The following is a 22,918-nucleotide window of genomic DNA, read 5'->3' on the forward strand; positions in this document are numbered from 1 at the left end:
CGGGTGGTGATCCCGGCAGGATTCGAACCTGCAACCTGCCCCTTAGGAGGGGGCTGCTCTATCCAGTTGAGCCACGGGACCCCGCTCGATCCCTAACCGCCCGCGCCCCGTCCGTCCAGAGCGTCAGATCTGCAGGCCGCCACGTTCGAGCGCCTCGGCCACCTGCCCGAAATCGGTGCCATGCGCCACGATGACGCCCAGACGCCGCATGGTCGAGATCGCATTGCGGCTGGCGTCGTCCGGTCCCGACCCGGGTTCGCGCAGGATCACCGCGTCGATCCGGCCACCATGGCGGTGGCACGCCTCGAGGTATATTTCGGCATCGTGCTGCCCCGTGTCTCCGATCAGCACGAAGGGCAGGTCGGGATTGGCGGCCATGATCCGATCGATGGCACCGCCCTTGTGATTGCCGTGGCCGCGGCTGATGAACTGGTTCTCGCCGATGCCCAGGTCGCGCAGGAAGATCGGGCCCGGGACCAGCCCCGCCCGGTCGAATACCTTTCCCAGGAAAGCGTGCAGGTTCCACGGGCTGGACGAGACGTAGAACACCGGGTTGCGCCCGTGCCCGCTCAGGTGGTCGAGCAGCACGGTCGCGTCCGCAAAGACCCGCCGCGAGGTGGCCGATCCGGTGAAGGTCGTCCACAGGTTCTTCGCCAGGGAATAGGCGCCGGTCTGGATCAGGGTGTCGTCGATATCCGTCACGATCCCCAGCCGCGCATCGGCCGAGGGCACCAGCGCCTCGGCGACCACACGGCTGTCGGGCACATCTTTGATCTCCAGCGTGATGCGGTGCCATCCCGGCGCGAACTCGCCCGGAATCTTCAGCGTGATATAGCCTTCCTCGTCGCTGACGGCCGTCAGGCCGCTTTCGACCGCCACGACGGTCACATCGGCGACTTCGTGGGTGAGGAACAGAGACGCCATCTGCCTGAGGTTCTGCCAGCGGCTCTGCCCCGGATCAGGCGTCGTCCGCCGCAGCGAGGCAAGGACGCGCGCGCGCAGCACGATCCCGTCCGGAACCCCGTAGCCCCGATACGTATCCAGAACCGGATTCTCGGGCGTCTTGGCGGGGAAGGCGCGGTCGAAAGCTCGCTCTCCCCAGATCGCCGCCCGATGCAGCGCCGGTTTCAGTCGCACGTTTTGCCCCCCAAGGCTTAGCTGAGCCGCAGCCTAGCCCAGCGTGCCGCATCCGCAACACCCGGGTCGGGATCGCGCGTCAAAGGCTCCAGCACCTGTGACAGGGACGCATCGCCCGAGTTGCCGATCGCGTAGCAGACGTTGCGCACCATCCGGTCGCGCCCGATCCGCTTGATGGGCGAGCCCGAGAACATCTCGCGGAAGCCCGCGTCGTTTAACTGCGCCAGCTCGGCCAGTGCGGGCGCCCGCCGCCCGGGCTGCGGGGACAGGCGCATGTCCCGGGCCTCGACGGCGAACTTGTTCCAGGGGCAGACGGCGAGGCAGTCGTCGCAGCCATAGATCCGGTTGCCCAGCCCCGGCCGCAACGCCTCGTCCACCGGGCCCTTGTGCTCGATCGTCAGGTAGCTGACGCAACGCCGCGCATCGAGCTGGAAGGGCGCCGGAAACGCGTTCGTCGGGCAGATGTCGAGGCACTTCCGGCACGACCCGCAATGCTCGGCCTCGGGCGCGTCGGGCTCCAGCTCCAGCGTCGTGAAGATCGCCCCGAGGAACACCCAGTTCCCCAGGTCCCGTCCCAGCAGGTTCGTATGCTTGCCCTGCCAGCCCAGCCCGGCGGCGGCGGCCAGCGGCTTTTCCATCACCGGCGCCGTATCGACGAAGACTTTGATCTCCGGCGGAGGCGCAGACTCCGCCCCGAGCGCGGCAGGCGGATGCACAGCATCCGCCGAGAGCGGCACCCACTTGCCATCTGCCGACCGATACCCACCCTTCTCGACAGTCTCCATGAACCAGCGCCCGACCTTCTTCAGCCGCTTCTTCACCACGTCATGGTAGTCGCGCCCCTGCGCATAGACGCTGACCGCGCCCCGGTCGCGCAGCCCCACATCGTCCAGCGGATCGTGCCCGGGCGTATAGCTCTCGGCCAGCATCACGACGGAACGCGCCTCGGGCCACAGCGCGCGGGGATCGCGTCGCCAGGCCTGCTTCTCGGTCATCCAGTGCATCTGGCCCTGCCGACCCTCGCCCAGGAAGGTGTCGAGCCGCGCCCCGGCCTCGGCCACGGCGTCGGGCCGGCAGACGCCCATCTTGGCGAATCCGGCTTCCAACGCGTAGTCCTCGAGGGCGTCTTTCAGCGTCTTCATCTTGCCCAGATAGTCTGGACGGGGTCAAATCGCGAGGGGGCCCTGCGGCGTCCGTTCTCAGAAATCGAGGTCGGCATAATGCGGCGGGGGCATGAAGCCCGGCACCACGTCCGACAGGATTCCCCGGAATGCCGGGCGCGACTTGATCTTGGCGTACCACTCCTTGACCACATCGTGACGCGCCCAATCCACGTCGCTGGTGTAGTCGAGCGCGCTGAGATGCGAGGCGGCGGCGAAATCGGCCAGCGTCATCACGTCTCCCGCCAGCCACCGACGCTTCTCCAGCAGCCACGCCATGTAGTCGAGGTGAAACTTCACCGCCTTGGCCCCCGCCTTGACCTTGCTCGAGTCCGGGTAGCCCGCGCCCTGCACCTTCTTGTTGACCCGCTCGTAGAGCAGGTTCGACGTCACCTGATTGAAGAACGCGTCATCGAACCAGGCGCAGAGTCGGCGCACCTCGTAGGCCGCATCCGCGTCCTCGGGCATCAACGCGGGCTCGGGGTGCTTCGCCTCGAGCCATTCGCAGATCGCCTGGCTTTCCGGCATGTTCTTGCCGTTGGCGCGCAGGATCGGGACCTTGCCGGCCGGGTTGCGCCGCAGGAAGTCGGTGTCCTTCTCCCAGTAGCGCTCCTCGACCAGCTTCACCTCGATCTTCTTCTCGGCCAGCACCAGCCGCACCTTGCGGCAGAACGGGGAAAGCGGCGCATGATAGAGCGAGTACATCGGCGGCAAAATCCTTTACCTGATACCGTCCCTAACTGCCTTGTCCCGGCGCCGCCTTCAACCCGCAGCCCGATCGAAGCAGTCCGCCCGGCCGTCCCGCGCAATGGTGGCGGCGCCGTCCATGATCTGCGCGGCCCGCCGGCGCAGCGCATCCGTCGGATCCGCAGCCGAACGCTCCTTCGGGTTTGGCAGCACCGCCGCCAGCCGCGCCGCCTGCGTCGGCGTCAGCTCCGACGGCGACACCCCGAACGCCTCGCGGGCAGCGGCGTCGATGCCGAAGACGCCTTCGCCGAACTCGGCCACGTTCAGGTAAACCTCGACGATGCGGCGCTTGGACCAGAACGCCTCGACCAGCGGGGTCAGGCTGGCCTCGAGCGCCTTGCGCGGCCAGCTGCGCCCCTGCCAGAGATAGACGTTCTTCACGACCTGCTGCGAGATGGTCGAGGCCCCACGCGCCCCTCCCGCGTCGATGGCCGCACGGATCGCGGCGACGTCGAAGCCCCAATGCTGGCAGAACCGCGCGTCCTCGGCGGCGACGACCGATCGCGCCATCTCGGGTGCGATCTCGTCCAGCGACGTCCACTCATGATCGACGCCGCCCAGGCGCCGGCTTTCCGAGATCATGTACGGGGTCGTCGGCGGGTTCACCACGACATACAGGCCCACGGCTGCCAGTGCGAACGCCACCAGCCCCAGTGCCCCACGCCAGAGCCACCGCCGCACCCGCTGCCCGGTCGGGGCGCGCTTCTTCGCTTTATCACGTTTCGCCATGCCCCGATTTCCCGCGTCGGGGCAGGGCGGTCAAGCCTTCCCGACACGCCGCAGCACCCAGGTCCGCCGACCGTGCCCGTACGGCCCCGGGTTCAGCGCAGGGCGTCGCGCAGGGCAGTCCGCTCGTCCTCGATCGTGCCGGTGAACGGCGTCCGACCAGCGCGCCGGTACCAGTAATTGGCGTTGGCCTCGTCGCCCTCGATCCGGTGCAGATGCGCGTGCAGCCACGCGCCCGCGTCGGTCTCGTCGGCCTGCGCGAGTTCATGTGCGCCGTCCCAGTCGCCAGCATCCAACCGGTCCAGTGCGTCGATCAGCCATCGGCTCATGGTCTCGCTCCCTCTGATCCTTGATCTAGGACGAAGCGAGCGGCTGGCATCAGGTCGGGTCGGTCTCGGGTTTCTGGCCGAGCATCCCTTCGACCCCCGAGGTCAGCTCCTGGCGCAGGGCGTAGCGTTCTTCGGTCACGTCGCCCTCGAACGGGTCGCGGCCGGCTTTGGCGTACCATTCGCGGGCCATCTCCTCGTCGCCTTTCACCCGATGCAGGTGGGCGTGAAGCCACGCCGAGCTCGGCCCGTCGAATTCCAGCGCGATCCGATGCGCGCCCTCCCAATCGCCAGCTTCCAGCTTGTCGAGTGCCTGAATGAGAAGTTGAGCCATATTGCACCTCCTGACCCCCGACATAGGGGCGATTTGCGAAACGCAAATCGGGGCGGCGCCGATCGGCTCAACGAAAAAGGGCGCCCCGCAGGGCGCCCTTCCGGTCACTCGGCCGGGATAGCCGTGTCCTCGATCCCGACGACATGGTCCAGCTTGCCCAGCATCTCCTTCGGGCAGACCTGCACGAATTTCGGCAGCTCGACCTCCCAGTTCTGCAGCAGGCTCGCCGCGCGGCGCGAGCCGGTCTCGGCGTGGTGGCGTTCGACCATCCCCTTCAGAAGGTTGACCCAATGCTCGGTGGTGACCGGGCAGGCGACGAGGGTTTCCATGTTCATCAGCCCCTCGGCACGGCCTTCGGGGTCGTAGAGGAACGCCATGCCGCCGGTCATGCCGGCCCCGAAATTGGCGCCGATCTCGCCCAGGATCACCGCGATGCCGCCGGTCATGTACTCGCAGCCGTTCGATCCGCAGCCCTCGATCACCGTATGCGCGCCAGAGTTGCGCACCGCGAACCGCTCGCCCGCACGACCTGCGGCGAAAAGGTAGCCCTCGGTCGCGCCGTAAAGCACGGTGTTGCCGATGATGGTGTTCGCCGCCGCATCCAGCGGGCTGACCATCGGCGGGCGCACCACGATGATGCCCCCTGACAAGCCCTTGCCGACATAGTCGTTGGCATCGCCCGAAACCTCGAGCTTCAGCCCCGGCGCCGCGAAGGCCCCCAGCGACTGCCCGGCACTGCCCGTCAGCTTTACGGTCAGGTGGTCGGGCTGAAGCCGGTTCCGCATCCCGAACTTCTGCACGATGTGGCTCGACGTGCGGGTGCCCACGGTGCGGTGCGTGTTCTGCACCGCGTAGGACAGCTGCATCTTCTCGCCATCCTCCAGGAACCGCTGCGCGTCGCGCACGATCTCGGCATCCAGCGTATCGTCGGGCTCGTTGCGCGGCTGGTTGTGGTCGTAGCGGATGTCGCCATTCTCATCGACGGTCACCAGCAGCGGGTTGAGGTCCAGGTCGTCCAGGTGCGACGACCCGCGGCTGACCTGGCTGAGCAGATCGGCCCGGCCGATCACCTCGTGCAGGCTGCGCGCACCGATCTCGGCCAGGATCTCGCGAACCTCCTGCGCATAGAAGGTAATCAGGTTCACGACCTTCTCGGCGTTGCCGGTGAACTTCTCGCGGAGCGCATCGTCCTGCGTGCAGACGCCCACCGGGCAGGTGTTCGACTGGCACTGGCGGACCATGATGCAGCCCATGGCGATCAGCGCGGCGGTGCCAATCCCGAACTCCTCGGCACCCATCATCGCCGCCATGACGATGTCACGCCCGGTGCGCAGGCCGCCATCGGTGCGCAAGGTCACGCGGCTGCGCAGGTCGTTCATCGCCAGAACCTGATGCGCCTCGGTCAGGCCCATCTCCCACGGCAGGCCGGCATACTTGATCGAGGTCGCCGGAGACGCCCCCGTGCCGCCATTATGCCCCGAGATCAGGATGATGTCGGCCTTGGCCTTCGCCACGCCCGCCGCAATCGTGCCGACGCCGCTGGAGGCGACCAGCTTCACCGTCACCTTGGCCTTCGGGTTGATCTGCTTCAGGTCGTAGATCAGCTGCGCAAGGTCTTCGATCGAGTAGATGTCATGGTGCGGCGGCGGCGAGATCAGCGTCACGCCCGGCGTCGAATGCCGCAGCTTCGCGATCAGCTGCGTCACCTTCATGCCCGGAAGCTGTCCACCCTCGCCGGGCTTGGCGCCTTGCGCGACCTTGATCTCAAGCTCTTCGCAATGCAGCAGGTATTCCGCCGTCACGCCAAAGCGCCCGGATGCCACCTGCTTGATCTTGGCCGACCGGTTGTCGCCGTTCGAGTCGGGCGTGAAGTCCTCGGGCGACTCGCCGCCCTCACCCGAATCCGACTTCGCGCCGATCCGGTTCATCGCGATCGACAGCGTCCGGTGCGCCTCGGGCGACAGCGCCCCCAGCGACATCCCCGGCGTCACGAACCGCTTGCGGATCGAGGTGATGCTCTCGACCTCTTCCAGCGGAATCGGCTGCCCCAGCGCCTTGAAGTTCATCAGGTCGCGCAGGTGGATCGGCTTCGCGCCCTGCATCTTCGCCGAGTACTGCTTCCACATCTGGAAGCTGCCCTTGTTGCAGGCCATCTGCAGCATGTGCATCGAGGTCGCTTCCCAGGCATGCGTCTCGCCCGAGCGGCGCGCCTTGTAGAACCCGCCGATGGGCAGCACGTCCTTGCCGCCCCGGAACCCGCGGGCGTGGACCTCTTCGGCCTTCATCTGGATGCCGTTCACCCCGATGCCGCTGATCCGGCTCTGCATGCCGGGGAAGAACTCGGCGCACATGGCACGGCTCAGTCCGACCGCCTCGAAGTTCAGACCACCCCGGTACGACGAGACCACGCTGATGCCCATCTTCGACATGATCTTCAGAAGCCCCGCGTCGATCGCCCGGCGATACCGCGCCACGGCTTCTGTCAGCGAGCAATCCAGCAGCCCCCGCCCGATCCGGTCGGCCAGCGTGTCCTCGGCCAGATAGGCGTTCACCGTGGTGGCACCACAGCCGATCAGGACCGCGAAGTAATGCGGGTCGATGCATTCGGACGCGCGCACGTTGATCGAGGTGAAGGTCCGCAGCCCCTTGCGCGTCAGCCACGAATGCACCGCGCTCGTCGCCAGGATCATCGGCATCGCCACCCGATCCTCGCCCACGCCCTGGTCGGTCAGCACGATATGCCCGGCTCCGGAACGCACCGCATCCTCGGCCGCGTCACGGATACGGTCCAGCTCCTTGCGCAGCGTCCCGAAGCCATGGCCCGGCTCGAACGTGCAGTCGATCTCGACCATGGGCGCGTTGAACGCCTCGACCATCCGGTCGAACTGCGCGTTCCCGACGAAGGGTGAATCCAGCACCAGGATTTCCGTCTGGGCCGAGGACTCGTCCAGCACGTTCTTGAGGTTCCCGAACCGGGTCTTCAGGCTCATCACCCGGAACTCGCGCAACGAGTCGATCGGCGGGTTCGTCACCTGGCTGAAGTTCTGCCGGAAGAAATGCGACAGCGGCCGGTAGGTCTCGGACAGCACGGCCGAGGGCGTGTCGTCGCCCATCGACGCCAGCGTCTCCTTGCCGTCCTCGGCCATGGGGGCGAGGATCTGCTCGATCTCTTCCAGCGAATACCCGGCCGCGATCTGGCGGCGCTTCAGGTCAAGCCCGTCGAACAGCGGGCGCTCGTCCACCTTGGCCAGCTCTTCGTCCAACTCGTTGATCTTGCCGACCCACTCGCCGAACGGCTGCGAGGCCGCCAGCCGGTCCTTGATCTGCGCGTCGTGGTAGAGCTTGCCCTCTTCGATATCGACGGCCAGCATCTGTCCGGGGCCAAGCGCGCCCTTCTCGACGACGCTCGCCTCGTCGATCGGCACCATCCCGGCCTCGGACCCGGCGATCACCAGCCCGTCGCCCGTCACGACATAGCGCATCGGACGCAGCCCGTTCCGGTCGAGGCCGGCGCACACCCAGCGCCCGTCCGTCATCGCCAAGGCGGCAGGGCCGTCCCACGGCTCCATCACAGAGTTGCAGTAGGAATACATGTCCCGCCACGCCTCGGGCAGTTCCTCGGCCTGCTTGGACCAGGACTCAGGGACAAGCACCGTCTTCGCCATCGGCGCCGACCGGCCCGAGCGCACCAGGACCTCGAACACCGAATCCAGCGCCGCCGAGTCGGACGAGCCTTGCGGCACGATCGGCTTGATGTCCTCTGCCAGCTCTCCGAACGTGGCGCTCGCCATGCGGATCTCGTGGCTCTTCATCCAGTTGATGTTGCCCTTCAGCGTGTTGATCTCGCCGTTATGGGCCAACATGCGGAAGGGCTGGGCCAGCCACCATTGCGGGAAGGTGTTGGTCGAATAGCGCTGGTGGTAGATCGCGAAGGCGCTCTCGAACCGCTCGTCGAGCAGGTCGGGATAGAACTCGGCCACGTCCTGTGCCAGGAACATGCCCTTGTAGATGATCGACCGGCAGGACAGAGAGCAGATGTAAAGCTGCCCCACGCCCGCGGCGGCCGAGGCTTTCTCGATCCGACGACGAATGACGTAAAGCTCGCGCTCGAACGTCTCTTCGTCCACGCCCTTGCAGTTCGAGATCAGGATCTGCTCGATCTCGGGGCGCGTCGCGTTGGCCTTGGACCCGAGGCAGGCCGTGTCCACGGGGACGTGCCGCCACCCGTAGATGAAGTAGCCCATCCGCAGGATCTCGGTTTCGACGATGGTCCGGCAGGTCTCCTGCGCACCGAAATTGGTGCGCGGCAAGAAGACCTGTCCCACGGCAAGCTGCTGCCCCTCGTTCGGCGTGTGGCCGGTGCGGACGATCATGTCCTCGAAGAACTTGCGCGGGATCTGCACGTGGATACCCGCCCCGTCGCCGGTGCGCCCGTCCGCGTCCACGGCACCCCGGTGCCAGATCGACTTCAGCGCCGCGATGCCTTTCTCGACAACGCGCCGCTGGCGCGACCCGTCGATCGACACGACGAAGCCCACACCGCAGGAGGCATGTTCGTCCTCGGGAGTGTAAAGCGAATTCTCGGCCATGAAGGCCCGCTTGGCTTCCTCGCGGGCGACCCATTCGGCATCGTGCTTCGTCATGACAACATCTCCTCGACCGGGGAAGGGTGGGACCTGCGCCCCTCCTTCATCTTGCGTCAAATACTCCCGGGGGTCCGGGTGCGAGAGCCCCCGGCCGTCACCGGCGGGGGGCGGAATGTCCTGGAATGGAAAGGTCACGATCCGCGACCTTTCCCGTTTCCTACCGCGCGCTGCGCGCGCGCGATGTCCTACGATTCTCTTACAAGAGTCTCACGTTTCTCCGACGCGAGTCCGACAGTTTTCCGACGCCGCCGGGTGCGACTATTCGGCCGCCACGGCCGAGGCCCCGGCGAACTGCGCCATGATCGCCTGCGCCGCCTCGCGCCCGTCGCGGATCGCCCAGACCACAAGGCTCGCGCCGCGCTGGATGTCCCCGCAGGCATAGACGCCGGGAAGCGACGTCTCGTGCGTGCGGAAATCAGCCAGCACGGTACCCCAGCGGGTCACTTCCAGCCCGTCCACACCCCACAGCTTCGCCAGCTCTTCGGGCTCGAACCCCAGCGCCTTGATCACCAGGTCGGCCTCTTCGACATAGTCCGAGCCTTCGATGATCTCCGGCACCTGCCGCCCCGTCGCGTCGGGTTGGCCAAGCCGCATCCGGCTGACCATGACGCCCTCGACATCCTCGCCGGTGAACCCCTTGGGGGCCGACAGCCAGACGAATTCGACGCCTTCCTCTTCGGCGTTCTGCACCTCGCGCTGCGAGCCCGGCATGTTCGTCCGGTCCCGGCGATACAGGCATTTGACGCTGGTCGCGCCTTGCCGGATGGCGGTGCGCAGGCAGTCCATCGCCGTGTCGCCGCCGCCGATCACGACGACCTTCTTGCCCTCGGCATTCAGCTCGCCGCTGTCGAACTCGGGCACGTCGTCGCCGAAGGACTTGCGGTTCGAGGCCGTCAGGTAGTCGATCGCCCGCACGATGCCCCTGGCGCCGATGCCCGGCGCCTGAAGATCGCGCGACTTGTAGACGCCGGTGGCAATCAGCACCGCATCATGCGCGCCGCGCACCTCGTCCCACGAGATGTCGGTGCCCACGTTGCAATTCATCCGGAAAGTGACGCCACCCTCCTCGAGCCACTTGACCCGCCGCTCGATCACGTCCTTCTCCAGCTTGAAGCCGGGGATGCCGTAGACCATCAGCCCGCCGGCGCGGTCGTAGCGGTCGTAAACCGTGACCTGCACCCCTTCGAGCCGCAGCATATGCGCCGCCGCCAGCCCGCCGGGCCCCGCGCCGATGATGCCGACGCTCTCGCGCCGTTCGCCGCGGTTGGTGATCGGCTTCACCCAGCCCTGCTCCCAGGCGGTATCGGTGATGTATTTCTCGACCGCGCCGATGGTGACGGTGCCGTGGCCCGACTGCTCGATCACGCAGTTGCCCTCGCACAGGCGGTCCTGCGGGCAGATGCGGCCGCAGACCTCGGGGAAGGTGTTGTTTTCCTGCGCGAGGAAATACGCCTCTTCCAGGCGCCCTTCGGCCGTCAGGCGCAGCCAGTCGGGGATGTTGTGGTTCACCGGGCAATGCGATTGGCAATAGGGCACGCCGCACTGGCTGCACCGCCCGGCCTGCTCGCCCGCCTTCTCGTCCGAGAATTCGGCATAGATCTCGTCGAAATCCGCCTTGCGGTCGTCCGCGGTGCGCTTGTCTGGCATCGACCGCTGAATCGTCGTGAACTTGAGCATCTTCTCTTTGGCCAAGGCACATCCCTCCTGTGACGCTCTCTCCTATACCGATTTTTCCGTTCCGGAAAAGGGGAAATTACCAAGTAGGTCACCAAAGCTAACCTATTTTTTCGCTATCGAACTTCCGTCATTCGGGTCCGAAGGAGAATCACAGGAAAATGAGGCCTGTCCGGACCTACCTTCGGCATTTCCAGATCTTGGAGTGCGGCGTATACCCCGCGCGACACTTCACCGGAGCGCGCTCGAATGCCTCTCTTCTATCTCGTCCTCGTGGCCCTCGTGCAGGGCATCACCGAGTTCCTGCCCATCTCGTCCTCGGGCCACCTGGTCCTGCTTCCCGCGCTGACGGGACATGTCGATCAGGGCCTGCTGATCGACGTTGCCGCCCATGTCGGCACCCTTGGCGCCGTAATCCTGTTCTTCTGGGCGGACGTCCGCGTCGCCGTCGCCGGATTGCCGTCGCTGGTTCGCGGGCGGGTCGATGAGCCTGGCGCATGGCTCGCGCTCTGCCTTGCCGTCGCCACGGTCCCCGTCATCATCGCCGGCCTGATCCTGAGCGTTCTGGACCTTTCGGACGCCTTGCGCTCGGTCGCGGTTATCGGGTGGACCACGATCATCTTCGGCCTGGTCTTGTGGTACTTCGACCAGCGCGCGCCCGAGCAGCACACGGCCTCGGACTGGACGCTCAAGGATGCCGTCATCATGGGCCTGTGGCAGGTGATCGCGCTGGTCCCCGGCACGTCGCGGTCAGGCATCACCATCACCGGCGGGCGGGCCCTGGGGTACACCCGCAAGGATGCGGCCAAGCTGTCGATGCTCATGTCCATCCCGACGATCCTGGCGAGCGGCATGCTCCTGTCGCTCGACCTGATCGGGACGACCGACGCAGGCGTGATCCGCGATGCCGCCATCGTCGCCTTCCTGTCGCTCCTGGCGGCGCTTCTCGCGCTGAAGCTGATGTTCCGCCTGCTCGAGAGCGTCAGCTTCACGCCCTACGTCATCTACCGCATGATCCTGGGCACGGGCCTGCTGATCTGGGCCTATACTTGACAAAGGCGGGGGGCTACACCGGCGCCGCGTAGAAGGAGGCTCCCCATGTCCCGCACCGTATATGTCAACGGCGACTACCTGCCCGAGGAAGACGCGAAGATCAGCGTCTTCGACCGGGGCTTCCTTTTCGCCGACGGCGTCTACGAGGTCACGAGCGTCCTCGGCGGCAAGCTGATCGACTTCGAGGGGCACGCCGTCCGCCTTGAACGCAGCCTGGCCGAGCTGGACATGGGCATGCCCATGACCCGCGACGCGCTGCTCGAGATCCACCGCCGCCTGGTTGCCGAGAACCGGATCGAGGATGGCATGGTCTATCTGCAGGTCACGCGGGGCGCTGCGGATCGCGACTTCGCCTATCCACCCGAGGGCACGGCTCAGACAGTGGTGCTGTTCACCCAGTCCAAGCCAGGTCTGGCCGACAGTCCGGCGGCCAGAACGGGGATCAGGGTCGCCACAGTGCCCGATCTCCGCTGGGACCGCCGGGACATCAAGACGGTGCAGCTTCTCTACCCGTCGATGGGCAAGATGGCGGCCAAGGCGAAAGGGTGCGACGATGCCTGGATGGTCGAGGACGGTGCGATAACCGAGGGCACGTCGAACAACGCCTACATCGTCAAGGACGGCGTGATCGTGACGCGGCAATTGGGTCCCGAGATCCTCCACGGCATCACCCGCGCCGCCGTCCTTCGCTTCGCCCGAGAGGCGCAGATGAAGGTGGAAGAGCGCGCCTTCACCATCGAGGAGGCACAGGCCGCCGACGAGGCGTTCGTCACCTCCGCCACCACTTTCGTCACGCCGGTGGTCGAGATCGACGGCGTCGCCGTGGGGAAAGGCGCTCCGGGCCCGGTGGCGCAGCGTCTGCGGGAGATCTACCTCGAGGAAAGCCGCAAGGCCGGCATCTGAGTTACCGGGCGCCTAGCTTCCTTTGATCTTCTCGTGCCAGAGGGCCGCGTCGGCGGGGTTCAGCTTCACTGTCACGCGCGTCACGGCGTCGTCTTGCAGGTGGATATGCAGCCCGTCCGCCGAGATAGCCGTCGCAGCCTTGTCGAGGCGCCGCGCGAGGGCGCCGCGTTGGCAGATCACGCCGCAGCCCCAATCCGTCTCGACCAGGGCCGCCCGGCCGTCTTCGCCCACGATCGAGTTGTGGACCCGGTCACCGGGAAAGGCGGCCTGCCAGGCGTTGCGGGCACCATCGGCCCCGCGCAGCGAACCCTCGCGCCAGCGGCGGAACGCCGTGATGCCGCCGAACGCGGCGGCGGCGGCGAGGAGTGTGGCAGCAGGGTCCATGGAATGCCTTGTCTGAAGGATGCGCGCTGACATGGCGCCCCGCTGCGCCGCTTTCAAGAGCCGCGCCTATTGACCGAGCGCCTCGATCACTGCGGCGGCCTCGGGGCTGTCCCAGTGCGCGCCGCCGGTCAGGCGGGCGACCTCGCGACCCTCAGGGTCGATCAGCACCGTGACCGGCAGGCCAAGGACGGCCATCTGGCGCGCCTCGCTCTGGTTCGGGTCCAGCAGGATCGGCAGCGCTTCTATACCCGTCTCGGCGAAGAACCGTTCGATCCCGTCGATCGAGTTCCGCCCGGTCGCGACTGTCACCACCTCGGCCGCGCCGCTCTGCTGGATCGCGTCGAGCGCCGGCATCTCTTCGCGGCAGGGGGCGCACCACGTCGCCCAGAAGTTCAGGAGGACCGGCTTGCCCGCGTAGTCCGACAGCGCGACGGTTTCGCCATCAGGCGTCTCGAAGGTCAGGGCCGGCACGGCTTCGGGTGCCTCGTGGACCACCAGCTTGCGCATGTCGCCCGCAAGTTCGACCCCCGACAGGTCGCCGGCATTTGCAGCAGCGCCAAGCGCCAGATAAAGAGCGGCAACGAGTAGTCTCACCTGCATCCTCCGCGAAAGGTCGTCCATGTCCGATTCCGACAGCTCCTCGAACGCCATGTGGGGCGGCCGCTTCGCCGGCGGTCCCGACCAGATCATGGAGGCGATCAACGCCTCGATCGGCTTCGACCAGCGGTTGGCGGCCCAGGACGTCGCGGGCTCCCGCGCCCATGCGGCGATGTTGGCCGCGCAGGGCATCATCACCGATAAAGATGCCGAGGCCATCCGTGAAGGCCTGCTCACCGTCTTGTCAGAGATCGAGGGCGGCACGTTCAAGTTTTCCGCGGCGCTGGAAGACATCCACATGAACGTCGAGGCGCGCCTGATCGAGCTAATCGGCGACGCGGGCCGGCGCCTGCACACGGGCCGCTCGCGCAACGACCAGGTCGCGACCGATTTCCGCCTTTGGGTCCGCGACCAGTGCGACGCCGCCATCGCTGGCATCGCGGCGCTGCAAAAGGCGCTGCTGGGGCAGGCCGAGCAGGGGGCGGACTGGGTTATGCCCGGCTTCACCCACCTGCAGACCGCGCAGCCGGTGACCTGGGGCCACCACATGCTGGCGTATGTCGAGATGCTGTCCCGCGATCTGTCGCGGTTCAAAGACGCGCGCAAGCGCATGAACGAGTCGCCGTTGGGTGCGGCCGCGCTGGCCGGGACCAGCTTTCCCATCGACCGCGACGCCACCGCCGAGGCCTTGGGTTTCGACCGTCCCTGCGCCAACTCGCTGGATGCAGTGTCCGACCGGGACTTCGCGCTCGACTTCCTGTCGGCCGCCTCGATCTGCGCGATGCACCTCAGCCGCCTCAGCGAAGAGCTGGTGATCTGGTCCTCGGCCCAGTTCCGCTTCGTGGCGATGTCCGACCGCTTCTCGACCGGCTCGTCGATCATGCCGCAGAAGAAGAACCCCGACGCGGCCGAGCTGATCCGCGCCAAGATCGGCCGGATCTTCGGGGCGCAATCGGCCCTCCTGATGGTGATGAAGGGCCTGCCGCTCGCCTATTCGAAGGACATGCAGGAGGACAAGGAGCAGGTCTTCGACGCCGCCGATACGCTGATGCTGTCGCTCGCCGCGATGACCGGGATGATTGGCGACATGGCGGCAAATCCCGATGCCCTGCGCGCCGCCGCCGGGCACGGCTTCTCGACCGCCACCGACCTTGCCGACTGGCTGGTGCGCGAGGCGGGCCTGCCGTTTCGCGACGCCCACCACGTCACCGGCACGCTCGTCGCGAAGGCCGAGGCCAAGGCCTGCGACCTGCCGGACCTGAGCCTTGCCGAAATGCAGGAGGTCCACGGCGACATCACCGAAGCCGTGTTCGACGTTTTGGGCGTGGACAATTCTGTGGCCTCACGCACATCCTTCGGCGGAACCGCGCCCGACAACGTGCGCACTCAGATCGCCTCGTGGAAGGAACGCCTCGCATGATCCGCCTTGTCCCGGCACTTCTCCTGTTGCTTGCGGCCTGCGGGGAAAGCGGCCTCCCCGAGCCCCGCAACGACGAGGTCCGGGTGACGGGTGGAGGGATCGGCGTCGACATCTCGGGCACCGCCCAGATCGGCGTTTCAGGCTCCTACGATTGAGACGCTAGACGATCGGCAGTTCCGTGGTCTCGCGGACCCGCCGCAGGGAAAAGCTGGACTGCATCTTCGCCACGCCGGGCAGCTTGGCGAGGTGCCCGCGATGGAGGCTTGCGAAATCCTCGCTGTCTGCGGCAACGACCTTCAGCAGGTAGTCCGCGCTGCCTGCCGTCATGTGGCATTCCAGGATCTCGGGGATTCGGCCGACCGCGATCTCGAAGGCGTCGAACGCCTCTTCGGTCTGGCCGGCCAGCGTGATCTCGACGAACACCGTTACCCGACGGCCGACCGCCTCGCGGTCGAGCAGGGCGGCGTAGCCGGCGATCACTCCCTCCCGCTCCAGCCGGGCGACGCGGCGGTGGCAGGCCGAGGGACTGAGGGATACCTCTGCCGACAGCTCGGCATTCGAAAGCCGCCCCCGCTTCTGCAAGGCCCGGAGAAGGCGCCGATCCATCGCGTCCAACTCGGTCATCGTGCAAGAATATCCTGCATATGGCTTCATATGTCGAAGGTATCTCCTGATTTCTCTGCGATAGCGGGAAAAATAGCAAACGGTTTGCGCGAGGTTGGCGCTAGGCTTGCGCAAAATTTGCAAGGAGCGCGCAATGAAGATCGGATGCCCTACCGAGATCAAGCCACAGGAATTCCGCGTGGGCCTGACCCCCGTCGCAGCGGCCGAGGCGGTCACCCATGGGCACGAGGTCCTGGTCCAGGCCGGCGCCGGTGACGGCGCGGGATACATGGATGCGGACTACGAGGCCGCCGGCGCCCGGATCGCCCATACGGCCGAGGAGGTCTTCGAGAAGGCCGAGATGATCGTGAAGGTCAAAGAGCCGCAGGCAGGCGAGCGCAAGATGCTGTCCGAGGGGCAGCTTCTGTTCACCTACCTCCACCTCGCGCCCGATCGGGCGCAGACCGACGACCTGCTGGCCTCGGGCGCCACATGCATCGCCTACGAGACGGTCACCGACGCCCGCGGCGGCCTGCCGCTGCTGGCCCCGATGTCCGAGGTCGCCGGCCGCCTTGCGCCGCAGATGGGCGCCTACACGCTGCAGAAGGCCAATGGCGGCCGGGGCGTCCTGATGGGCGGCGTGCCGGGCGTGGCGCCGGCGCGGGTCGTCGTGATCGGCGGCGGCGTGGTCGGGACCCAGGCGGCGCGGATCGCGGCCGGGATGGGCGCCGACGTGACGGTCCTCGACATGTCGCTGCCGCGGCTTCGCTACCTCGACGATACGTTCGCGGGCCTCTTCAAGACCGGCTACGCCTCGCGCACCGTGACCGCCGAGCTGGTGGCGCGGGCCGAGATGGTGATCGGTGCGGTGCTGATTCCCGGGGCCGAGGCGCCGAAGCTCGTCACGCGCGAGCAGCTGTCGTCGATGCTGCCGGGTGCCGTCATGGTGGACGTCGCCATCGACCAGGGCGGCTGCTTCGAGACGTCGAAGCCCACGACCCACCAGGACCCCAGCTTCGAGGTCGACGGCATCATGCACTACTGTGTCGCCAACATGCCGGGCGCCGTGCCGCGCACATCGACCCAGGCGCTGTCGAACGCGACGATGCCGTTCATGCTGTCTCTGGCCGACCAGGGCTGGCAGGACGCGTGCCGCGCCGATCCGCATCTTGCCGCCGGCCTGAACTGCCATGCCGGCAAGCTGACCAACCGCGCTGTCGCTCGCGCCCAGAATCGCCAGGCGGTGGACCCCGTCGAGGTGCTGTGAGGGAAGGGCCGGGGCCTTCCAGCCCCGGCTCAGCCACATGTCCAAAGAAAAAGGCCGCCCGATGAGGGCGGCCTTTTTAAATTCCGAGGTGTGAAGACCTCAGCCCTGGCGGGCTTTGAACCGACGCTGCGTCTTGTTGATGACGTAGACCCGGCCCTTGCGGCGCACAACGCGGCAATCGCGGTGGCGGGTCTTCAGCGAACGAAGCGAATTGCGGACCTTCATCGCTTTCTCCCATCTGTCGCGGCGCGGGGCTCGCGCCTTCGTTTCGGTTCTGCCCCGGATATGGATCCGGGACGGTGAATTCGGTGGCGTGGTGGGCGATACTGGGATCGAACCAGTGACCCCTTCGATGTCAACGAAGTGCTCTACCGCTGAGCTAATCGCCCTTCCGCCAAATCCCGACCCCTGGGGCCACAGGTGCCGAAACACCCATGTGCGGAAGCCGGTTCCGCATCGGTGCGCGGTCTATAAAAGGTAGTGCCGGGCTGTTCAAGAGCTTTCCTCACCCCATCTTCCCGTGCGAGGAGGCGAACATGAACAGCGAAGTTCTCGATGAGCGCGCGTATGACCTGCATCTGCCCGAGCGGCGGAGCACGGCGCTTGTCTTCGCCTCGCCGCATTCCGGCTGCCACTACCCGGACGCGTTCGTGCGCCAGTCGATTCTTCCGACGCAACACCTTCGCTCGTCCGAGGATGCCCATGTAGACAAGCTGTTCCGCGTCGTGACCGATCATGGGGCGCCCCTTCTGGCCGCACGCATGCCGCGCGCCTGGCTCGACGTGAATCGCTCCGCGGACGAGCTTGACCCCGCCCTGATCGAGGGCCAGCGGCGCGGGCCGCACAACCCGCGCGTGGCCTCCGGCCTCGGCGTCGTGCCCCGCGTGGTTTCCGGCGGGCGGGCCATTTATTCCGGAAAATTGCCTCAATCCGAGGCGCGCGCCCGTCTCCGGGATGTCTGGTATCCCTACCACGGCGCGTTGCGTCGCCTGGTCGATGACAGCGTGTCGGTCTTCGGGCGGTCGATCCTCGTCGATTGCCATTCCATGCCGCACGAGGCGCTCGACTATATCTCCGTTGGGCGGAAGCGGCCCGACATCGTTCTGGGCGACCGGTTCGGCGCCGCGGCATCGGGCGAGATCAGCGACCTCGTCGAGGCCGAGTTCACCCGGGCTGGCTTCACCGTGTCGCGCAACGCCCCCTTCGCGGGGGCATTCATCGCGCAGCATTACGGCCGCCCCCGGGCCGATCGTCATGTCATCCAGGTCGAGATCGACCGTGCCACCTACATGGACGAGGCGACGCTGGAGCCGCATTCGGGATATGACGAGGTCAAGGCGCGGATCGCCGACGTGGTCGCGCGGCTCTGTGCCTATGGCCAGCGCGGAGGCGCTTCGGTCGCCGCAGAGTGATCCCGCACGCGCTCTGCCAGAAACCGCGCGAGGCGATCGCGCAGCGCCGGGATCGCGTCGGATCGTAGCAGGAACTCCGTCACCGACATCAGGACAAGCGCCTTCCCTTCATCGCCAAGGCGCATGTGCGCCTCGGTCAGACCGGGCCAATCGGCGCCGAAGAAGACCCGGTCACCGTAGCGCGCCCGGTGGACGATCCGGTCTGGGGACAGCACCAGCCCCGTCTCTTCCCGCGTCTCGCGAATCGCGCAGGCCTCGGGCGTCTCGCCGCCGTCGCGCCCGCCGCCGGGCAGGTCCCACATGCCGGGCCACGGGATGCCGGGGTCGTCGTCGCGCTTCAGGGCCACCACCCGGTCCGCTGACAGGATTGCGACCTTCGCGCCGTGGAATTCTTCTGTCACCGGATCGCCGCCTCGCGTAAATGAGAACCATGCCCTCGATGTGCCGCGATTGCCTGACGACCTTCGAGGCGGGCGCACGCTGTCCCGCCTGCCGGTCTCCGCGCATCCGCAGCCACCCCGAGCTCTTCGACCTGTCCATCGCCCACATGGATTGCGACGCCTTCTATGCAAGCGTCGAGAAGCGCGACAACCCGGACCTGCGCGACAAGCCGGTGATCGTGGGGGGCGGAACGCGCGGCGTGGTCACGACGGCCTGCTACATCGCCCGGATCAAGGGCGTGCGCTCGGCCATGCCCATGTTCCAGGCGCTGAAGCTCTGTCCCGAGGCGACGGTGGTGAAGCCGCGATTCGAGGTCTATTCCGCGGTGTCGCGCCAGATCCGAGCGATGATGGAAGAGTTGACGCCCGCGGTCGAACCCCTGTCGCTGGATGAGGCGTTCCTCGATCTGACCGGCACCACGCGCCTTCACGGCGCGCCGCCGGCCGTGATGCTGGCGCGGCTGGTCAAGCGGATGCAGGACGAGCTTGGGATTACCGGCTCCGTCGGGCTGTCGCACAACAAGTTTCTGGCCAAGGTCGCCTCGGACCTCGAAAAGCCGCGCGGGTTCTCGGTGATCGGCGCGGCCGAGACGCTGGATTTCCTGGCCGACAAGCCTGTCTCCTTGATCTGGGGGGTGGGCGAGGTGACGAAGGGCAGCCTCGATAAGGCCGGCATCCGCACGTTCACCGATCTGCGCCGATGGGAGAAACGCGATCTCGAGGCGCGATTCGGCGGGATGGGCGGGCGGTTGTGGCACCTCGCGCGGGGCGAGGATGTGCGCCGCGTGAAGGCGAACGAGCCTGTGAAGGGCGTGTCGAACGAGACGACGTTCAACGTGGATACGGCCGATCCCGACATCCTCGATGGGCATATCTGGCGCATGGCGGACAAGGTGTCCGGGCGGCTGAAGGCCAAGGGCATCGCTGGGCGCATCGTGACGCTGAAGCTGAAGCGCGCCGATCACCGCATCCTCACCCGGCGCATCAGCCTGTCGGACCCGACCCAGATCGCCGACCGCATCTACCGCACCGCGCGCGCCTTGTTCGACCCGGTAGCGGGCGAGGGGCCCTTCCGGTTGCTGGGCGTGGGGGTCAGCGATCTGGCGCAGGCATCGGGCGTCGAGGGGGGTGATTTGTTCGACCCCCAGGCGCTGACGCGGGCAGGGGCCGAGCGAGCCACTGACGCAATCCGCGCCCGGTTCGGTGCCGATGCGATCGTGAAGGGGCGGGCGCTGCGCTAGCGGGGCTCGTGTTCGGACTTGAATAGTCGCTGCAGGTGGCGTGCTGGCCGCCGTTCGTGACGCTGTCGGAGAGTCAGTAGATCAAGCAAAGCGCCTCGTCGAACCGCGCCCGGAAGCCCGAAGGCTTCCGGGCGCGAGGGATCAGAACTGATCGACGTCCAGCGCCATGACGGGGGCCGCGCCGCTTTCGATCCGCGCGCGGTGCATGCCCGTCGCGGGAAGCTGGCGCGCCATGTAGTAGCGCCCGGTGGCGATCTTGGTGTCGTAGAAGGCGGCGTTGCCGGTGCCGTTCGCCTTGGCGGCATGGGCGGCCTTGGCCATCTGCGCCCACATGTAACCCAGGCAGACATGGCCGAAGAGGTGCATGAAGTCGTAGGAGCCCGCCAGCGCCTCGTTCGGGTTCTTCATGCCGTTCTGCATGAAGTAGGTCGCCGCGCCCTGCAGGTCCTTCGACGCCGCCTTCAGCGGGTCGAGGAACCCTTCTTTCAACGCCGTGTCGCCCTCGTTCTCCTTGATGAAGGTCTTGATCAGCTCGAAGAAGCCCATGACGGTCTTGCCGCCGTTCAGCCCCAGCTTGCGTCCCACGAGGTCGAGCGACTGGATGCCGTTCGTGCCCTCGTAGATCATGGTGATCCGCGCATCGCGCACGAACTGCTCGAGGCCCCATTCGGTCGTGAAGCCCGACCCGCCGAGGGTCTGCTGGGCCAGTACCGTCGTCTCGAACCCCTTGTCGGTCAGGAAGCCCTTGATCACCGGGGTCAGCAGCGACACCAGCGCCTCGGCCTCCGCGTCGTCCGAGCGGTGCGACCGGTCGAGCAGCTGCGCGCCCCACAGGGCAAACGCACGGGCGCCCTCGGTGAAGGCCTTCTGGTCCATCAGGTTCCGGCGCACGTCGGGGTGGACGATGATCGGATCGGCCACACCTTCGGGGTTCTTGGCTCCCGTCACGTCACGGCCCTGCACGCGGTCCTTGGCGAAGGCCAGCGCGTTCTGGTAGGCGACCACGCCCTGGCTGTAGCCCTGCACGCCGACGCCCAGCCGCGCCTCGTTCATCATGGTGAACATCGCGCGCATGCCCTTGTGCATCTCGCCGATGAGGAAGCCGGTCGCGCCGTCGTAGTTCATCACGCAGGTCGCGTTGCCGTGGATGCCCATCTTGGACTCGAGCCCGCCGCAGCTGACCGCGTTCCTCTCACCCAGCGAGCCATCCTCGTTCACCATGAACTTCGGCACGATGAACAGAGAGATGCCCTTCACCCCGTCCGGGCCGCCGGGGATCTTGGCCAGCACCAGGTGGATGATGTTGTCAGTCATGTCGTGCTCGCCGGCCGAGATCCAGATCTTCTGGCCGGAGATCCTGTAGGTGCCGTCATCCTGCGGCTCGGCCTTGGTGCGGATCAGGCCGAGGTCCGTGCCGCATTGCGGCTCGGTCAGGTTCATGGTGCCGGACCAGGTGCCTTCGACCATCTTGGGCAGGTAGGTCTGCTTCTGCTCGGTGGTGCCGTGCGTATGGATGGCGTTGTAGGCGCCGTGGGACAGGCCCTGGTACATGTTGAACGCCATGTTGGCCGCGACGAAGATCTCGCCCACGCAGGAGTTCAGCAGGTTCGGCATCCCCTGGCCGCCATATTCCGGGTCGCAGTCCAGACCGATCCAGCCCCCCTCGCAGACCTTGTCATAGGCTGCCTTGAAGCCCTCGGGCGTGCGGACCACACCGTTTTCCAGCTTGCAGCCCTGCTCGTCGCCGACCTTGTTCAGCGGGTGCAGCACCCCCGAGGCCAGCTTGCCGGCCTCTTCCAGGACGGCCTTGGTGAAGTCGGGATCGAGCTCGTCGAGGCCGGGCACGCCGGAGGTCGAGATCTGCAGCACGTCGTGCAGGATGAACTGCATGTCGTCGACAGGCGCGGTGTAGGTGGTCATCGGTTGGTCCTCCCGGAGATGATCAGGCTGCCGAGCTTTCGGGATCGGCCAGGGATTGTTCGACGAGGCCGATCTCGCGTTCGAGATCCGCGATCGCTGTCGACAGCGCTTGGCGTTCGGCCTTCAGCTCATCAAGCCGCCGGCCGGCGATCTCGCGCGTCTTCTCGAGCTGGATGCGGCGCCGAGGGCCGGGGCCGTAGAGATCCAGAAGCTGGCGGATTTCCTCGAGGCTGAAGCCGAAGCGCTTGCCGCGCAGGATCAGCTTCAGCCGGGCGCGGTCGCGGCGGGTGAACAGGCGTTTCTGACCTTCGCGGACCGGCGACAGAAGCTCTTTCGATTCGTAGAACCGCAGGGTGCGCGGCGTCACGTCGAAGGCATCGCACATTTCGCGGATGGTCATGAATCTGTCCGTCATTCTCGGCCTCTGGTTCGAATACGAGGCCACAGATGCGAGGGTCGAACGGCCGATTCAAGCTGACGGCGGGGTGCCGCGAGGGAAACGTCGCGTCAGTTGTCCCCGGTGCGTGCCCCGAGGGAACGTGCGACCTCTTCGCGGGTCTCGCGCAGCTCGTCCACGGCCGACCGGAGCTGGTCGAGCTGCGTCTGAAGCTCGACGATCTGGCGGTCGGCGAGCTCGACCCAGGCCTGCATCTGCGCCTCGGTTCCCATCTGGTCGTAGATCAGCAGCCATTGCCGGATGTCCTCGAGGCTGAAGCCCCAACGCCGCCCGCGCAGGATCAGGGTCATCCGCGCCACCTCGCGCGGGGTGTAGTACCGCGCGCGCCCCTCGCGGATCGGGGTGAGCAGTTCGATATACTCGTAGTAGCGCAGGGTTCGCGGGGTCACGTCGAACTTCGCGCACATCTCCTTGAAGGAGAGGAGTTTTTCGCTTTCCGTCATCGAGACTCCTTTCGCGCGCCACACTCGC

The 22,918-nt window shown here is 66.8% G+C and carries 23 protein-coding genes and 2 tRNA genes; 7 read left to right on the forward strand and 18 right to left on the reverse strand.

The window, feature by feature from the left end; all coding sequences use genetic code 11:
- Nucleotides 1–4: 4 nt before the first annotated feature.
- From PAM7066_RS10370 to PAM7066_RS10410, 9 genes are all read right to left on the reverse strand, one after another.
- Nucleotides 5–81: transfer RNA gene (locus PAM7066_RS10370), tRNA-Arg, on the reverse strand.
- A gap of 42 nt (nt 82–123) precedes the next feature.
- The gene (locus PAM7066_RS10375; RefSeq protein ID WP_085854096.1) at nt 124–1,137 is read right to left on the reverse strand and encodes a phosphatase domain-containing protein; all 1,014 of its coding nucleotides are present in this window, start codon (nt 1,135–1,137) and stop codon (nt 124–126) included.
- Nucleotides 1,138–1,154: 17 nt separating this feature from the next.
- Nucleotides 1,155–2,279 carry a tRNA epoxyqueuosine(34) reductase QueG gene (gene queG, locus PAM7066_RS10380; RefSeq protein WP_085854097.1) on the reverse strand — a complete coding sequence of 375 codons (1,125 nt, stop codon included), beginning with the start codon at nt 2,277–2,279 and terminating at the stop codon, nt 1,155–1,157.
- Between the two features lie 57 nt (nt 2,280–2,336).
- A complete protein-coding gene (gene fzlA, locus PAM7066_RS10385) occupies nt 2,337–3,002 on the reverse strand; it encodes an FtsZ-binding protein FzlA (protein WP_085854098.1) in 666 nt (221 codons plus the stop codon).
- Nucleotides 3,003–3,059: 57 nt separating this feature from the next.
- Entirely contained in the window at nt 3,060–3,773 is a 714-nt protein-coding gene (gene mtgA, locus PAM7066_RS10390) for a monofunctional biosynthetic peptidoglycan transglycosylase (protein WP_085854099.1), read from the reverse strand.
- Between the two features lie 92 nt (nt 3,774–3,865).
- Complete coding sequence (locus tag PAM7066_RS10395; RefSeq protein ID WP_085854100.1) at nt 3,866–4,099, reverse strand: hypothetical protein; 234 nt, start codon at nt 4,097–4,099, stop codon at nt 3,866–3,868.
- A 49-nt stretch (nt 4,100–4,148) separates the two neighbouring features.
- Nucleotides 4,149–4,430 (reverse strand): hypothetical protein, encoded by a 282-nt coding sequence (locus tag PAM7066_RS10400; RefSeq protein WP_085854101.1) that lies wholly within the window; start codon nt 4,428–4,430, stop codon nt 4,149–4,151.
- A 104-nt stretch (nt 4,431–4,534) separates the two neighbouring features.
- A complete protein-coding gene (gene gltB / locus PAM7066_RS10405) occupies nt 4,535–9,073 on the reverse strand; it encodes a glutamate synthase large subunit (protein ID WP_085854102.1) in 4,539 nt (1,512 codons plus the stop codon).
- Between the two features lie 261 nt (nt 9,074–9,334).
- The gene (locus tag PAM7066_RS10410) at nt 9,335–10,768 is read right to left on the reverse strand and encodes an NAD(P)-dependent oxidoreductase (protein WP_085854103.1); all 1,434 of its coding nucleotides are present in this window, start codon (nt 10,766–10,768) and stop codon (nt 9,335–9,337) included.
- A gap of 231 nt (nt 10,769–10,999) precedes the next feature.
- Here PAM7066_RS10410 and PAM7066_RS10415 point away from each other — a divergent pair, with 231 nt between their 5' ends.
- Both PAM7066_RS10415 and PAM7066_RS10420 read left to right on the forward strand, forming a co-directional pair.
- Nucleotides 11,000–11,803 carry an undecaprenyl-diphosphate phosphatase gene (locus tag PAM7066_RS10415; RefSeq protein ID WP_085854104.1) on the forward strand — a complete coding sequence of 268 codons (804 nt, stop codon included), beginning with the start codon at nt 11,000–11,002 and terminating at the stop codon, nt 11,801–11,803.
- Between the two features lie 45 nt (nt 11,804–11,848).
- Nucleotides 11,849–12,706 (forward strand): D-amino-acid transaminase, encoded by an 858-nt coding sequence (locus PAM7066_RS10420; RefSeq protein ID WP_085854105.1) that lies wholly within the window; start codon nt 11,849–11,851, stop codon nt 12,704–12,706.
- Between the two features lie 12 nt (nt 12,707–12,718).
- Here PAM7066_RS10420 and PAM7066_RS10425 read toward each other — a convergent pair whose 3' ends face one another.
- Entirely contained in the window at nt 12,719–13,090 is a 372-nt protein-coding gene (locus PAM7066_RS10425) for a hypothetical protein (RefSeq protein WP_085854106.1), read from the reverse strand.
- 66 nt (nt 13,091–13,156) lie between these two features.
- On the reverse strand, nt 13,157–13,690 hold the full coding sequence (locus PAM7066_RS10430) for a TlpA family protein disulfide reductase (protein ID WP_245749662.1): 534 nt from the start codon (nt 13,688–13,690) through the stop codon (nt 13,157–13,159).
- 19 nt (nt 13,691–13,709) lie between these two features.
- Here PAM7066_RS10430 and argH point away from each other — a divergent pair, with 19 nt between their 5' ends.
- Nucleotides 13,710–15,107 (forward strand): argininosuccinate lyase, encoded by a 1,398-nt coding sequence (gene argH, locus PAM7066_RS10435; protein ID WP_085854108.1) that lies wholly within the window; start codon nt 13,710–13,712, stop codon nt 15,105–15,107.
- The gene (locus PAM7066_RS18955; RefSeq protein ID WP_175484619.1) at nt 15,104–15,262 is read left to right on the forward strand and encodes a hypothetical protein; all 159 of its coding nucleotides are present in this window, start codon (nt 15,104–15,106) and stop codon (nt 15,260–15,262) included. The genes argH and PAM7066_RS18955 overlap by 4 nt, the downstream gene beginning before the upstream one ends.
- Before the next feature lie 4 nt (nt 15,263–15,266).
- On the opposite strand, the gene PAM7066_RS10440 is transcribed toward PAM7066_RS18955, so the two are convergent.
- Nucleotides 15,267–15,731, reverse strand: a complete 465-nt coding sequence (locus PAM7066_RS10440) for an Lrp/AsnC family transcriptional regulator (protein ID WP_085854109.1) — start codon at nt 15,729–15,731, stop codon at nt 15,267–15,269.
- Nucleotides 15,732–15,864: 133 nt separating this feature from the next.
- Between PAM7066_RS10440 and ald the strand changes: the two genes are divergently transcribed.
- Nucleotides 15,865–16,977: an alanine dehydrogenase gene (ald, locus tag PAM7066_RS10445; RefSeq protein WP_085854110.1), complete on the forward strand. Its 1,113-nt coding sequence runs from the start codon at nt 15,865–15,867 to the stop codon at nt 16,975–16,977.
- A 99-nt stretch (nt 16,978–17,076) separates the two neighbouring features.
- On the opposite strand, the gene ykgO is transcribed toward ald, so the two are convergent.
- Together ykgO and PAM7066_RS10455 are read right to left on the reverse strand one after the other, a co-directional pair.
- The gene (ykgO, locus tag PAM7066_RS10450) at nt 17,077–17,202 is read right to left on the reverse strand and encodes a type B 50S ribosomal protein L36 (protein WP_085854111.1); all 126 of its coding nucleotides are present in this window, start codon (nt 17,200–17,202) and stop codon (nt 17,077–17,079) included.
- 89 nt (nt 17,203–17,291) lie between these two features.
- Nucleotides 17,292–17,366: transfer RNA gene (locus PAM7066_RS10455), tRNA-Val, on the reverse strand.
- A gap of 147 nt (nt 17,367–17,513) precedes the next feature.
- Between PAM7066_RS10455 and PAM7066_RS10460 the strand changes: the two genes are divergently transcribed.
- Nucleotides 17,514–18,389: an N-formylglutamate amidohydrolase gene (locus PAM7066_RS10460; RefSeq protein ID WP_085854112.1), complete on the forward strand. Its 876-nt coding sequence runs from the start codon at nt 17,514–17,516 to the stop codon at nt 18,387–18,389.
- Here PAM7066_RS10460 and PAM7066_RS10465 read toward each other — a convergent pair.
- A complete protein-coding gene (locus PAM7066_RS10465; RefSeq protein WP_085854113.1) occupies nt 18,350–18,790 on the reverse strand; it encodes an NUDIX domain-containing protein in 441 nt (146 codons plus the stop codon). The genes PAM7066_RS10460 and PAM7066_RS10465 overlap by 40 nt on opposite strands.
- A gap of 29 nt (nt 18,791–18,819) precedes the next feature.
- On the opposite strand from PAM7066_RS10465, the gene PAM7066_RS10470 reads away from it, so the two are divergent.
- Complete coding sequence (locus PAM7066_RS10470) at nt 18,820–20,070, forward strand: DNA polymerase IV (protein ID WP_085854114.1); 1,251 nt, start codon at nt 18,820–18,822, stop codon at nt 20,068–20,070.
- A 141-nt stretch (nt 20,071–20,211) separates the two neighbouring features.
- On the opposite strand, the gene PAM7066_RS10475 is transcribed toward PAM7066_RS10470, so the two are convergent.
- The 3 genes from PAM7066_RS10475 to PAM7066_RS10485 all read right to left on the reverse strand — a co-directional run bounded on the left by PAM7066_RS10475 (nt 20,212) and on the right by PAM7066_RS10485 (nt 22,890).
- On the reverse strand, nt 20,212–21,990 hold the full coding sequence (locus PAM7066_RS10475; protein WP_085854115.1) for an acyl-CoA dehydrogenase C-terminal domain-containing protein: 1,779 nt from the start codon (nt 21,988–21,990) through the stop codon (nt 20,212–20,214).
- A gap of 22 nt (nt 21,991–22,012) precedes the next feature.
- Nucleotides 22,013–22,405 carry a MerR family transcriptional regulator gene (locus PAM7066_RS10480; protein WP_085854116.1) on the reverse strand — a complete coding sequence of 131 codons (393 nt, stop codon included), beginning with the start codon at nt 22,403–22,405 and terminating at the stop codon, nt 22,013–22,015.
- Nucleotides 22,406–22,497: 92 nt separating this feature from the next.
- Nucleotides 22,498–22,890, reverse strand: a complete 393-nt coding sequence (locus tag PAM7066_RS10485; RefSeq protein WP_085854117.1) for a MerR family transcriptional regulator — start codon at nt 22,888–22,890, stop codon at nt 22,498–22,500.
- Nucleotides 22,891–22,918: the final 28 nt, after the last annotated feature.

This window comes from Palleronia marisminoris (genome assembly GCF_900172315.1).
GTDB classification, from domain to species: Bacteria; Pseudomonadota; Alphaproteobacteria; order Rhodobacterales; family Rhodobacteraceae; genus Palleronia; species Palleronia marisminoris.